The following is a 13,684-nucleotide window of genomic DNA, read 5'->3' as shown; positions in this document are numbered from 1 at the left end:
AGTTTTTGGTGCTTTAAAACAGGAACCAGCAAACCTTAGCAAGGTAGAAGATAGAAGGCATTTGGCAGTTGGAAATAAAAAATAATGAATCCAAAGATTTTTATTTTTATCTTGGCCGTCTACAATTTTACCTTCTGCCAAATGCCCTCAGAAGGAACTTGTGCCGCCGGCGCTCACAATTCCCGACCACTGGATTTTTTTAAGTCGATCGCGGCGGTACGAAAAAAAGCGAGCCGAGTCAGAATAAGTACAGAAAGGAGCGATCGCCACTTGAGAAAAATCGATCCCCAACTGCTGCAATTGCAAAGCATTGCAGAGGCGAACATCCAAGCGTACCTTTCCCGGTTCTGGATCGGCCAAGACAGGCGTTTCTGGCAGTTGGTGCAAAAACTCTAGAATGCCGTCGGCTGTCGCACTAACGCCACTCTTAGGAGCAATAGTGGCTCCCAGTTCCGCTGCTACTTCCACAGATACCTGGTAAACCTTTCCAGCGATCGCCGGCCCCATAGCAATCTTCAGATTTTCTAGTTGACTGCCTTGTGCCACAAGTTGAGCGATCGCCTCTGGTAATATCTTAGCAGCAGTCCCGCGCCAACCCGCGTGAACTGCCGCAACCAGTCCCGTGCGATCGTCAGCAATCAGCACCGGCACACAGTCAGCCGAGCAAACCCACAGCGCCTCCAATTCTCGCTCGGCCACCAAGCCATCAGCCTCAGCATAGCTTGGGACATCGGTTTCCGGGCCCGGAGCCACAACCGGGGACAACTCACTCGTTTTGAGTACCCCATTGCCGTGTACCTGTTGAAGTCGGTAAACCTTAGCTCCAGGTTCCAGAACTTCCGTCAGATCGATCGGCCCCTGGGGCGAGAAATCGCGAGTAAAAAAGCCGTGAGACCATCGAGAAAGCAAGCTACAAGTCAGATAAGGCAAGCCTTGCCAGCTCTGCCAGTCCCAACTAATACCGTCAGGTTGTCCGGCGCCTTCACAGTCAGGAAAATTTGTCAAGAGATCGCCAGCTAAAGTCATGAAAACCCATCCATCCCCAAGCGAATCATTTAGCTTGTATTCTAAACAATCAAAAATTTTGTCCGCGTAGTTTAAAGGCAGCGCCAGCTTTAAGGAAAAAATCGCGATGAGTCAGCGGTTGTAGGACAACTCACATCTTGCACCATACTCAAGAACAGGCAAGATGCCTGTTCCACAAAGAGTAGATTTGGGAGCATCTCATATTTGTAAAAACACTTATTCTGGCTTCTTCCTCCTTCCTTCTTCCTCTTTCCTCCTGACTCCTGACTCCTGGCTCCTGGCTCCAATTTTGGGCTTGGCTGCAAAAGTGAGATGCTCCCGCAGATTTTCTTGTAGGGTGGGCAGGAGAGCCGGCCCTGAAAAGATTATTGAGAATGGTGCAATATCTCAGGACGACCAACTGCGCCGAAATTTTGCATAACCCGAGAAATATAGGCAACTAATTAACATAGACGAACGCCAAAGCGCTATCATCATTGTGGCCCTAAGACACTTTTACGCAAGTGCCCTCGGGATCAAAAAAACCGGATATCGAGCGCGACTGAATGTGCAAGGCATTCGAGCTTGTTCTATGGGCAAAAAAAATTGCCTCAAGCCCGGTAAAATCAGTTAGGCCTGTATATAAAGACAAGGATTGCCATACATTCGATCCTGACTTCGAGATCCTTGCGCCCCCTGTTGAGTTGGGAAAAAAAATCGTGAAACCAGTTCCAGACAAGCAAATAACAGCCCCTTTGAACACCAAACAGCAAAAAAAGAACCCTACAGGCACCCGGACTCGATCGCGCCTTTTGTGCGATCGCTCACTGCTGGTGGGACTGGGTTGCCTTGCCAGTCTGGGACTGCTCAGCAAAGGCCTAGTGTGGGCCCAAGCCGAAACTCCGCCAGTAGAACAAGCCGCCCCCGGCGCAGCAGACCTCCAGCCATTATTTGAAGCTCCTCTCCCGCCCCCGGAACCCGAATACAGCCAAGTCGAGCCAGAACCATACCCTGAACCGCAGGCAGAAGTTCCACCGTCCGAGCCTTTCGATGCCGCACCGCCCAGTGAGCCGGAGTACGCCAGCGAACCACCTCCCACGCAATATTATCTGCCAGAACCCGACCTGATTCCCCTGCCAGAAGCGACGGCCCAGGAGCCTTTTGAAGCGCCAGTTAACCCAGCCCACGCTGAAATCGACCAAACAGACTACAGCATTGGCGCTACCACCGAGTATGAAGACTACGCAGAGTACGAACCGCCAACAAGAATAGAGTTTGCAGAACGATCGCCCGGCTGCGAAGAAAGCGGTTTGTGCGCGCCTCCTCCTGTTTCCGAGCCGGTGACAGCAGATGCCGGAGAACCAAACTACACAGAGGAAACTCCGATCGCAGAGGAGCGCTATATTGCAGCCCCTCCTCCTCGAAATCTGCCAGAAAGCATTCCAGAAAATGTTCGGGGAACTGTGGCCGGAAATAGTAACGGGAATCCTGTCAGTAAACTCGGTCAAGCCGTTCAACAAATAGGCAGCCAGGTTTGGGAGAGTTCAAACCCGCGGGAATCTGCTTACGCACCCCCGCGCTACTCAGCAGGCGGTGGATACTCGGCAGACGCAGGATACCCGGCTAACATCGGCTACTCGGCAAACGCAGGCTACTCGGCAGACGCAGGCTACTCGGCAGACGCAGGCTACTCGGCAGACGCAGGATATTATGCCGGATCTGCATCTTACGGCGGCGGCGCTCCAGCGCCCAGCATGGGACTCGGGCCGGTTCAAGTCGGTGCCGTTAGTGTCAGCAGCGGCAGCAATACCGGTTTTGCTTACTACAATCTCACGCCGCGTCCCCCAGGCGTCCCCGGAAATGGCAACACCAGCTTGCTGTTCCCGCTATCTATTGCTTCGGCAATTACTTCGCCGTTTGGGTGGCGGACTCACCCAGTTCTGGGCTACGGCAGGTTTCACACCGGAACTGACTTGGGGGCTCCGATGGGAACGCCTGTACTGGCGGCCTATGCCGGTCAAGTGGCGATCGCCGATTGGTTGGGCGGTTACGGTTTGACAGTGGTTCTCAACCACAACAAAAAGTCTCAGGAAACTCTCTACGCCCACCTTTCGGAACTGTTTGTGAAACCGGGAGAGTTCGTGAAACAGGGAGAGACGATCGGCCGCGTCGGGAGTACGGGAATGTCTACAGGGCCTCACCTTCACTTCGAGGTTCGCCAAATGACTGACCAGGGTTGGGTGGCGATCGACCCGGGCTCTCAGCTAGAATTCGCTCTGGCAAAAATGATCGGCACTTTGGAAACCGCCAAAGTACCGCAAATGCCGAAAATGGTGGAAATACAAACCGCTAACTCACTCAAGGATTGGGAAAACGATCTGCCCCAGCTTCCACCTCTGCCGCTGGGAATGGACATCGAAGTTCACAACCTCCAGCCGCCATTCCCGGAATTCTTAAAAGCTGATACTTCTAAGCCCAAAGATGCCGCAGCCGTCAAACCCAAAATTCAGAAGCAAGCTAACAGGTAAAAATTGGGGATTGGCTAGATAAATTTTCTTGTGGAACGGTCGAAAAGCGCACCCCACAAGAAAATTAATGTTTTGTGCAACCAGCACGCGAACTCGTGGTTTTTCCTCGTTACCAGGCTCTTTCGGGTAACGAGGAAAAACTGATAAAAAATGGTAACTTGCAGCTTATGCTAATAGCGCAGCATTTGTGGGAATTAATTTTATTTCTGATTATTCTAGTCGGCCCGATTCCCTTAAGCTTGTCTCTTGCCTTCGAGAATCAGAAAGAAAACAATAACTATTCATTTCCCCATTTTCTCCTCGTACTCCTGACGGGATGGAGTATTGCACAAGTTTGTACAGGCTTGATTTTAGGAAGTGCCGATCGCCTAAATATTGCTGGGGTGATTATAGCTGAAATTCTGATTTGTGCGATCGGCTTCATCCTGATTTATACCCAAAACCACAAAACTTTTACCTTCTCCGAGTCGCCGATTCCCAAACTTAAGCGACCTCTGGGATTATCCGAATTCCTAATTATTTTTGCCACCGCTGTTGCAGGATTTCTGCTGTTGGAAACTCTCGCAACCAAACCCACAACCAATTATGATTCATTGTGGTTTCACCTACCTGCGATCGCCCGATGGTATCAAACGCATTCATTTACCTTATTAGATGCCGCCGGAAATTGGATTTTTGAACAAGAACAAGCCAGAGTATATCCCTACAATTGGCACGTTTTATCTGCTTTGTGTGTAATCCCATTCAAAGAAGACTTTCTCGCAGCTTTTCCCCTGGTAATTGCTTGGGTACTTGAGGGAATTGCCGTCTATCTCTTGAGCGTAAAATTTGGAGCAACGCGACTTCACGGTATGGCAGCAGCATCTTTAGTATTGACAGTACCGATGATGCTCAACCAAGTTAACACCATTCACCCAGACTTACCGCTAGCTGCAATATTTACAGTGGGTTTGTATCTAGGTTTATCCTATCATAGCAGCCGATCGCAATCCGAACTTTCCCTATTTTTGGCAGCCACAGGAATGCTAGCCGGCATAAAAATCACTGGAATAGTCTATGCAGCCTCACTTTTAGGAGGATTAGCAATATTAGAAATTAAAAGATTCGCGGTTAATAAAAATTCCACACCAGCTAAATTTAGAATTCGCCACTTTCTCAAACCAGTGTTACTGTGCGGCATAGCTTGTTGCTTGCTTTTAGGATGTTTTTGGTATGCGAGAAACTTGCTGCAAATCAATTATCCTGTCGCCGAAGTCGGCGATATTAAAATTCCCTTAGAGCCTGTTCCCTTACCGTCTCCAATACCTCCGGTACAGCAGCGGCCCGCTTCGCCACTTCTAAAGATTTGGCAAAGCACTTTAGCAGCTCAATTTAATCCCAGCAATTTTTCCCACTGGCAAACTGTCGGCTTACAAATTATTATTAGGTTGCAACTGCCATTTCTGGCGATCGCACTTCAGGTATTGGCAGCGCCTCTGGCTTTGAGCAAAGGTAAAACCAGAATAATTAATCAAAATAATATCATTTTAATTGTAGTTCTCGCCTGTACAGGAATTCTGTACCTAATTACACCTTACACCTCCGGTACTGTCGGAGAGTCGATCGGTCAACTCAGCCCTATACTCGGTTTTAACCTCAGATACGGATTTCCCTTTTTAAGCGTACTCGCCGTCGCAGCAGCAGCTACAGCAACTCTCTTGAAAACTCAAAATCAAGTTGTTCTGGCAGTGGTTTTGGTTAGTGGTTTGTTCGGAATTACTAGCAACACAATTTTTGATTATATTAAAAATGCTTCTTTCACCGGAGATAGCATTGTTTGGGGGAGTTTGTTGATTGACAATTTTAAGTCTAATCCAGTAGGAGCTATTAATAGTATCGGTAAAATATTAGCTCCGAGTTGGCAATATATATTACCATATCCGATATTTTATATTGCGTCACTGACTCTGGCTGCGATATGGTTGAAAATCAATCCTGGCTTCGGATGGCTGAATCATCTATTTCCCACCCGCAGAAAATCAATTTATATAGTGATAATTGGTGTGTGTATAGGATTAATAGTAATTGGTCATTGGAGGGAAAAGCGAGATTTTGCACGCACAGAGCTGTATCGTGGTATTTACGAATATATTGATAAAAATACAGTACCAGATGAAAGAATAGGCTTCTTTTTAAGTTCGCGCAGCTACCTGTTTTACGGGAGAAATTTGGACAGACAAGTTTTATATGTGCCGTTTAGAGCCGATCGACTTTCGGCATGGATTGACAACCTGCGGCAAAATAAAATTAGGACTGTGGGATTCGGCCCCCTGACTGAGACAGACTCAGCTACCAGAAAAGCTCTATCTTGGCTGACAAGTGCCCAGGGCCCGCTGCAACCAGTTTTTGGTAAAGATTTTAATACTGAGTCGGTGCTATATCGCTTGAAAAATTAAAAGTTATTAGTTATCATGAACCAAGCTAAAACTCTATTTTCAATTATTGTTCCAACCTACAATCGCCCCGATAAATTAGCGGCGTGTATTCAGTCTTTTGTTGAAATTGAATATCCGCGTGATCAATTTCAAGTGATCGTGGTCAACGATAGCACCGAAATCTCTGTAGAAAATACAATTTCCCCTTTTAAAAATCAACTAAATATCACACTTCTGACACAACCCAACTCTGGCCCTGCAACGGCGCGAAATACTGGCTCTTTTGCCGCAGAAGGCAAATTTTTAGTGTTTACAGACGATGACTGTACTGTGGGGGTAGATTGGCTGCAAAATCTGGAAAAGCGATTTGTGGAAACACCAGATTGCTTAATCGGAGGTCGAACTGTAAACGCGCTGCCGGATAACATTTATTCTACTGCCAGCCAGCAACTGATCGATTACCTTTACAGTTACTATAATGCTATTGGCGATCGCGCGCAATTTTTCACTTCTAACAATTTTGCCCTTCCCGCTGAGGCTTTCCAAAAAATCGGCGGCTTTGACACGACTTTTTCTCTCGCGGCTGGAGAAGATCGGGAATTTTGCGCTCGGTGGTTGCATTCGGGCAATGCCGCAATTTACGCTCCCGAAGTTATAGTTTATCACTCACACGCACTAACTCTTCGCAAATTTTGGAAACAGCAATTCAATTATGGTAGAGGTGCTTTTTTGTTTCAGCAAATGATCTCGAAACGCGGGGCTAATGGGAAACTACAACATCCGTCATTTTATCTGAATTTGCTAACTTATCCATTTTTCCACGCACCGGGCTTTCAAAAGCTATTAATTGCTGCATTGTTTTTAGTTTCTCAGGCGGGAATTGCTGCGGGATTGTTTTGGGAGAAAAACAATTTTGTTGAGGAATAGAGTTTTATTAATAGATCTCTTGCCAAAATAATTAGGACGGGCAAGATGCCCATCCCACAAGAGTTATTTTTTCTTGTGGGATGGGCATCTTGCCCGTCCCATCAATTGATGAAGCAGAGAGAGAATTCAGAGTTAGTGGGGTGCGTCTGCTTTGAACAGTCAATTATTGATAGAATAATTCGCTGCTGACGCACCCGAAAACTTTATTCTTTAGTCCGCAGAGACGGACTTCGTTTGTATAGTAGCGGTTTCAACCGCCGAGTTTGATCTACGATTAGATAAATCCGTGTTCTGCTAAGAATTCTGGTGTAATTGTTCCCAAACTGTTGATTGTGGGGGTTTCTTCCCACGGTTCGGGATGGGATTTTGAGCCGCTGCGGAGAAATTTGGCGACATATTTGCCCAAAATATCTGCTTCTAAGTTTACTAAACTTCCTGGTTGCAAATAGCTGAGGTTTGTCTCACCGAAACTGTGGGGAATGACAGCAACTTCAAACCAATTGCCGTCAGCATCGCAATCTGCCACGGTTAAGCTGATGCCGTTGACGGCGATACTGCCCTTGGAAACGATGTAAGGTGCGATTTGACGTTGCCATCCCGAATTTGCTGTTGGTGGGGCCGTGAACCGCATCTCCCAGGCGTTGGCGGTTTGGGTTGATGTGGCTAAAGTGCCGATCGCATCTACGTGCCCCGTCACAAAATGTCCCCCCAATTTGCTACCGGCGCGCAGGGAGGTTTCTAGGTTCACCAAAGCATCGGGGAATGATCCCAGAGTTGTGCGGCGCAGGGTTTCAGGGGAAGCGACGGCGACAAAACCTTGCGGCAGAACTTCCACCACCGTCAAACAGACTCCATCCACGGCTACGCTGTCCCCAATGGCTAAATCTTGTAAAATCTGATAGGAGTTGTTTGATGTGCAGGAAATTTGGAAATAATCGTTGCCTAGCGACTTCAGCTTTCCCCGAGATTGAATTAGTCCTGTAAACATCAGTATTTTTCCGTAATTGATCGCTTATTTACATCAAACCACAGCCACAAACCAGATACCTGAGGTTTTGCCGTCCCCCTCTCCCCCCCAACCTCATCTAAAATCTAAAATCTAAAATCTAAAATCGACAGTCCCAGATCTGTTGCAGATTCAGGCGAAGATCAAGTCATACTGGATTTAGGTGATCTTTATGTCCAAGTTCTCTACTGCCTTACAGTTTCTTAATTCTATGAGGCCGATCGAATGATTGAAATGAAAGTCGCTGGAATTGCCTTAGATGCAGCCACGCGCAGTCCTATTGTCCTATTGAGAGACGCTACTGAGCGACGGGCTTTGCCTATTTATATCGGTCAGGAGCAAGCAAAGGCTATTATTAGCGCGATCGAAGGTCACAAGCCTCCTCGCCCCTTAACTCACGATCTGATGGTCAATTTCTTAGAGGCATGGAGTCTTACCTTGGAGCGTATAGTTATTCACTCGCTGCAAGATAACACGTTTTATGCCGTGCTGATAGTTCGTCAGGGTGAAGTTAAAAAAGAGATCGATGCCCGACCTAGCGACGCGATCGCCCTAGCCCTGCGAACGAACTGCCCCATCTGGGTGATGGAAGAAGTCGTCGCCGATGCTTCGATACCGGTCGATCGAGATGCTGATGAGGCCGAACGCCGGGCCTTCCGGGAATTTATCTCAAACCTCCGTCCAGAGGATTTGATCAAGAGAAGCGGCTTGGGCCCGGGCGAAACTTCCTAACCTTTATGCGCTATCGACGGTTTGGCAAAACGGAGTTGCACCTGTCGGTATTTTCCTTGGGAACCATGCGCTATTTGGCTTCTGAGGAAACTGCCTGTCAGACTGTAAAACAGGCGGTGTCTCTGGGAATCAATCACCTGGAAACGGCGGCTGGTTACGGTTGCAGCGAAGAATATCTTGGCGCGGCCCTCTCGGCGGGTTTGTCTGTCGATCGATCGCGCCTCCACATCACTACAAAAATTTCCCCAACCGAGGATGCAGCAGCAATGGAACGCTGCATAGACGCATCCCTCAAACGCCTGAATTTAGACTATATCGATTGTCTGGCAATTCACGGTTTGAATACTTGGGAACATTTGGCGATTGTGCGATCGGCCACAGGCTGCATGGAAGCTGTACGCAAAGCCCTCGCCGATGGTCGCATTCGGCACGTCGGCTTTTCGACTCACGGGCCTCTGGATCTGATTTTGGCTGCAATCAATACAGATTTGTTTGAATTTGTCAATCTGCATTACTACTATTTTTTTCAGCGCAACGCCCCGGCAATTGAACTCGCCAAGCACAAAGATATGGGCGTTTTCATCATTTCCCCGTCAGACAAAGGAGGGCAACTCTACACCCCCCCGGAAACTCTCGCACAATTGTGCTCGCCTTTCTCGCCCTTAGAGTTAAACTATCGGTTTTTACTTAGCGATACTAGGATTGGGACTTTGAGTGTGGGGGCTGCAAATCCGACAGAATTGGAGCAACCCCTGAAATATTGCGATCGCGACTTTCCCCTCACCAACGCCGAAATCGCTGCATTCGATCGGCTAGAGTCGGTTATTGCAGCCACTTTGAAAACCGACAAATGCAGCCAGTGCTATGCCTGTTTGCCTTGCCCGGAAAACATCAACATTCCCGAAGTATTGCGACTCCGCAATCTCGCCGTCGGGTGCGACATGACTGAGTTTGGCAAATACCGCTACGCCATGTTTGAAAATGCCGGACACTGGTTTCCCGGCAGCAAAGGCAACCGCTGCACCGATTGTGGCGAATGTTTGCCCCGGTGTCCCGAAGAGTTAGACATCCCAACTTTGCTCAAAGATACTCACCAGCGACTCGGCGGCAAAGCAGGCAGGCGGTTGTGGGATTGAAAAAAAGGTGATGAAGGGAAAAGGTCGATCGAGCGTATCTAAGTTTTGCAATAATTAGGCTAAACTTTGGTTTAACCTTACATCCTGCACCATTCTCGCTTAACAGGCAAGAGGACTGTTCCACAAAGAATTAATTTCTTGTGGGGAATAGGGCTTGGGCCTCCTGCCCGCCCATAAAAACCTTATTGAGAATGGTGCAACATCTCAGTTTAAGTAAATTTACGATACAGTCATAGAAAAATTACTTATTCTGGCGACTGTCAGCAGGAGCATCCCGATTTTGCACAAAGCGTTTTCACAGAAGTGCGAGCATCCTGCAAAGCCAAGCCTACATCTAAGCGCGAGCACTCCTGTGAGAGCAATCATTGGGATGCTCCGAACAAACTTTCAATAGGAGCGAGCCGACAGTATAAGTAAAAACACCTAAATAAGATAATCTGATTAACGCCTAGAAACTGATTTCTTTGCGAATACCCCAGTCATTTTCTTGCGGGGTTGGCACCGGCGAGAGGCAACAATTTTATGATGAGTGATTAACCGAAGTCGATATAAAATCTAAAATCGTTCAACTGAGCGCTCACGCCGAAGTCTAAAATCTAAAATCTATAATCTAAAATCTAAAATCTACAATTGATTGCCTTCCAAATTAATTTATCGCCTGTCATCTATAACCGATTCACCATCTACTACTATGGCTCCAACTCAGTTAAACGACAGCCAGCAAAATTGTCTGCAGTCAACGAAAGTTGCGACTTCCGACGAAAGGTTTAAAACAGCTTTAAATCCGTCCACTTACAACTTGTCCGTCACCAGAAAACAGCTAATTGGACTGGTGGCTTTACAAACAATTTTGCCAGTCGGACTAACGGGAGCAGCACTTTGGCTAACATCGGCCCTTGCAAACAATCAACTGCAAAATCAAGCAAAATCAGAACTGAGCCTTAGTGAAATTAACTACAATCTCAAACTCGATCGCGCCGCCGACCGTTTGCAAAACTCCTCAGACACTAAAACGATCGCCCAAACAGCTTTAGCTTACAACAGCCCGAAAAAAAACTCATATTTAGAAAAATCTGTCAAGCAACTTTTGGAAAATCAAGTCAAAACAGGGGAAATAGACAGTGCGGCGTTAGTAGGAAAAAATCGGCAGATAGTTGTTAGCGTCAACCCCAGCCAAAAGGGAAAAAGTTTTAACCTGCAAAAAATAGTCGATCAAGTATTCGCTGCAAAACAGCAAATTACAGCTACCGAAATCATTGCCAAATCACAAGTTCAGAAACAATTGGGATCTTTGCCACCCGGAAAGGGCGATCGCCCTGTGCTCGTCCGTTACGCAGCAATTCCCGTAAAAGATCCAAAAACTCATACAGTGATTGCTGCCTTAGTGTTAGGAAAAATTCTCAACCCAAGGCCAGCAGTTGCTAGCAGCGAAATGGTCAATTTAGAGGGCGGCGGATATCAGGCTATCTACGCACCGCTGGCTGACGGCAAATTTGTTTTGGCAAGTTCGCAAGCAGTTACAAAAAACCAACAGTTACCAGACTTGCTGGCAGAAAAATCGCTGCTGAAATCTGCACTCGCCGCCGGCGGGAAACCAGTCGCCGGAAACGTACAAAAAGGTAGTCAAACTTATGCAGTAGCTGCCAAATCCCTCGGCAATTTAGCGGGAAAACCCGCAGCAATTTTAGTGCGGGGCATCCCCAAAACCTCGATCGCTTGGTGGGGCAATAACTGGCTGCTGGCAATGTCTGCGGCTGCCGTTGTCCCCTTCGCCTTGGGCGTTGCAGTCACGCGCCGGATTGCCAAACTCGCTAACTCAGATTTATCAACAGCAGACGGGAATGGGGCATCTAACTCCACCGCCGAACCGCCGCAGCGATCCCGGAATGTGGATCTAATTTATGACAATTTAAATTTCGGCGAATTTTCCGATTTATTCCCTAAAAAATCGAGTTTAAACGGTAAATTAGCGGTCGATTTTCGATATAAAAAAATTTCGGGCGATGGCCCAATCGCAAATCCCCACATCCCGCTCGCTTTCCAACCCCTAGAATTGCCTGCACACTCCGTCTCAAATCAGTCGCGGCCGGCCAATACACAACAAGAAAAAAGCGCGATCGCCTTAAATCAAGTCCAGGAAGCTTGGCAAGACTTAAACCGCCTCAACTTGGAATTGCTGCAGCCAGAAATACTCGATCGCCAAAACACTCAAAAAGCCCTGCGAAAGAGCGAAGCACTGCTGCAAGCGATTTTAGACAACTCAACAGCAGTAATTTACATCAAAGATGTTGAGGGAAAATACCTACTCACCAACCGCCATTTTGACAATTTGTTCGACATCGCAAAAGAGCAAATAACAGGGAAAACTGATGGCGATATTTTTCCCCAAGACAAAGCAGCAGCCTTGCGAGAAAATGACCTGAAAGTTCTCGAATCCTCCTCGCCCCTAACCATCGAAGAAATCATCCCTCAAGACGATGGCCCGCACACTTATATTTCTCTGAAATTTCCCCTCTGCAACTCCGAAGGTAAAGCTTATGCAGTCGGTACAATTTCTACAGATGTGAGCGATCGCAAACTTGCCGAACTCACCCTAGAAAAAGCCAAAGCAGAACTAGAAATAGAAGTCGAACAGCGCACTCTATTCCTCCAACAAACCAACGAACTCTTGCAGTTTGAACTTGCCGCCAGAGTCCGCGGCGCCATCACAGTCAGACAAATGACCGCTCAGGTAGCCCGACACGCCAGAACAGTTGACGGGATTCTCGGCGCTTCTCTTGACCTAATTTTTCTAGTAGATCGATCGGGAAAATACACCTATGTCAGCCGCACCGCCGCTCAAGCTGCCGGCATGAACCCCAGAGAAATGATTGGCAAAACCTGGCAGGAATTAGGCTGGTCGCCAACAATTATGCACCGGGTTCACCAAGAATGCGACGGCATATTTGCCACAGCCGAGCCCGTGAAAGGCGAAGTAATTGTCCCCACGGCAAGCTGGGGAACCCGCGACTACGAGTACATTCTCAGCCCGCTTTGTGCCACAGACGGCAGCGTCGAAGCGGTGGTGGCGACACTGCGGGATATCACTGAACGCAAAGACGCTGAGGAAGCATGGCAATTGGCCAAAGAAGCCGCAGAACTCGCCAACCGCGCCAAGAGTGCTTTTCTGGCAAACATGAGCCACGAGTTACGCACTCCCCTGAACGCGATTATCGGCTACAGCGATATGCTGGTGGAAGATGCCGAAGAGTTAGGCAACTTACAGGTAGTCTCGGATTTAGACAAAATTCGCACTGCTGGCAAACACTTGCTGCGCCTAATTGACGACATTCTAGACATTTCCAAAATTGAAGCTGACAAGATGGAGATTTACCTCGAAAGCTTCGATGTTGGAGGCTTAATCGAGGAGGTGGTAACAACTATCAAACCGCTAATGGATAAAAACGGCAATACTTTGGAAGTATTGAGTTCTGACAATATCGGGGCTATGCACGGCGATTTGATGAAAGTGCGGCAGGTAATGCTGAATTTGCTTAGCAATGCCGCTAAATTTTCTGCTAATGGGGCGATCGTGCTTACTGTCGAAAGAATTACCAGTGAAGAATTAAAAAATAAATATCAACCGAGAGTTTCTCAACTGTTAATTTTGGATGCAGAATTTTTAATTTTCCGAGTGACGGACACGGGCATCGGCATGACACCAGAGCAGCAAGAGCGACTGTTCCAACCTTTTACTCAAGCTGACAATTCAACTACTCGCAAGTACGGCGGTACTGGTTTGGGACTGACTATCAGCCAGCGTTTCTGTCAGATGATGGGCGGCGATATTGAAGTTTATAGCGAGTTGAATTGTGGTTCTACTTTTACTGCTTGTCTGCCTGCTTCATTGTTTAGGCGATCGGAATTTTAATAATTTTGCAGAAATAAGAGCAAGAA

The 13,684-nt window shown here is 47.5% G+C and carries 9 protein-coding genes; 7 read left to right on the top strand and 2 right to left on the bottom strand.

Annotated elements, in window-relative coordinates; genetic code table 11:
- Positions 1-147: 147 nt before the first annotated feature.
- Positions 148-1,026 (bottom strand): peptidoglycan editing factor PgeF, encoded by an 879-nt coding sequence (pgeF, locus tag D0A37_RS16600; protein ID WP_242715988.1) that lies wholly within the window; start codon positions 1,024-1,026, stop codon positions 148-150.
- A 163-nt stretch (positions 1,027-1,189) separates the two neighbouring features.
- Between pgeF and D0A37_RS16595 the strand changes: the two genes are divergently transcribed.
- The 4 genes from D0A37_RS16595 to D0A37_RS16580 all read left to right on the top strand — a co-directional run bounded on the left by D0A37_RS16595 (position 1,190) and on the right by D0A37_RS16580 (position 6,874).
- On the top strand, positions 1,190-1,447 hold the full coding sequence (locus tag D0A37_RS16595; protein ID WP_242715987.1) for a hypothetical protein: 258 nt from the start codon (positions 1,190-1,192) through the stop codon (positions 1,445-1,447).
- 277 nt (positions 1,448-1,724) lie between these two features.
- Positions 1,725-3,533: a M23 family metallopeptidase gene (locus D0A37_RS16590; RefSeq protein ID WP_242715985.1), complete on the top strand. Its 1,809-nt coding sequence runs from the start codon at positions 1,725-1,727 to the stop codon at positions 3,531-3,533.
- 74 nt (positions 3,534-3,607) lie between these two features.
- Positions 3,608-5,968: a hypothetical protein gene (locus D0A37_RS16585; protein ID WP_242715983.1), complete on the top strand. Its 2,361-nt coding sequence runs from the start codon at positions 3,608-3,610 to the stop codon at positions 5,966-5,968.
- A 15-nt stretch (positions 5,969-5,983) separates the two neighbouring features.
- Entirely contained in the window at positions 5,984-6,874 is an 891-nt protein-coding gene (locus D0A37_RS16580) for a glycosyltransferase family 2 protein (protein ID WP_242715981.1), read from the top strand.
- Between the two features lie 274 nt (positions 6,875-7,148).
- Here the strand turns inward: D0A37_RS16580 and ribE are convergent, their stop codons facing one another.
- Complete coding sequence (gene ribE / locus D0A37_RS16575) at positions 7,149-7,862, bottom strand: riboflavin synthase (protein ID WP_242715979.1); 714 nt, start codon at positions 7,860-7,862, stop codon at positions 7,149-7,151.
- Positions 7,863-8,105: 243 nt separating this feature from the next.
- Between ribE and D0A37_RS16570 the strand changes: the two genes are divergently transcribed.
- From D0A37_RS16570 to D0A37_RS16560, 3 genes are all read left to right on the top strand, one after another.
- Positions 8,106-8,612 carry a bifunctional nuclease family protein gene (locus D0A37_RS16570; protein ID WP_015176672.1) on the top strand — a complete coding sequence of 169 codons (507 nt, stop codon included), beginning with the start codon at positions 8,106-8,108 and terminating at the stop codon, positions 8,610-8,612.
- Between the two features lie 5 nt (positions 8,613-8,617).
- Positions 8,618-9,748 (top strand): aldo/keto reductase, encoded by a 1,131-nt coding sequence (locus tag D0A37_RS16565; RefSeq protein WP_242715976.1) that lies wholly within the window; start codon positions 8,618-8,620, stop codon positions 9,746-9,748.
- Between the two features lie 691 nt (positions 9,749-10,439).
- The gene (locus D0A37_RS16560; RefSeq protein WP_242715974.1) at positions 10,440-13,658 is read left to right on the top strand and encodes a PAS domain-containing sensor histidine kinase; all 3,219 of its coding nucleotides are present in this window, start codon (positions 10,440-10,442) and stop codon (positions 13,656-13,658) included.
- Positions 13,659-13,684: the final 26 nt, after the last annotated feature.

It is taken from the genome of Microcoleus vaginatus HSN003 (genome assembly GCF_022701255.1).
Classification (GTDB): domain Bacteria; phylum Cyanobacteriota; class Cyanobacteriia; order Cyanobacteriales; family Microcoleaceae; genus Microcoleus; species Microcoleus vaginatus_B.
The sequence above is the reverse complement of the archived record's forward strand: the minus strand, read 5'-3'. Positions and strand labels throughout refer to the sequence as shown.

Coding starts and splice junctions, on each gene's coding strand:
- pgeF (WP_242715988.1), bottom strand. CDS start 1,026: ATGACTTTAGCTGGCGATCTCTTGACAAATTTTCCTGACTGTGAAGGC.
- D0A37_RS16595 (WP_242715987.1), top strand. CDS start 1,190: ATGCCTGTTCCACAAAGAGTAGATTTGGGAGCATCTCATATTTGTAAA.
- D0A37_RS16580 (WP_242715981.1), top strand. CDS start 5,984: ATGAACCAAGCTAAAACTCTATTTTCAATTATTGTTCCAACCTACAAT.
- ribE (WP_242715979.1), bottom strand. CDS start 7,862: ATGTTTACAGGACTAATTCAATCTCGGGGAAAGCTGAAGTCGCTAGGC.
- D0A37_RS16570 (WP_015176672.1), top strand. CDS start 8,106: ATGATTGAAATGAAAGTCGCTGGAATTGCCTTAGATGCAGCCACGCGC.
- D0A37_RS16565 (WP_242715976.1), top strand. CDS start 8,618: ATGCGCTATCGACGGTTTGGCAAAACGGAGTTGCACCTGTCGGTATTT.
- D0A37_RS16560 (WP_242715974.1), top strand. CDS start 10,440: ATGGCTCCAACTCAGTTAAACGACAGCCAGCAAAATTGTCTGCAGTCA.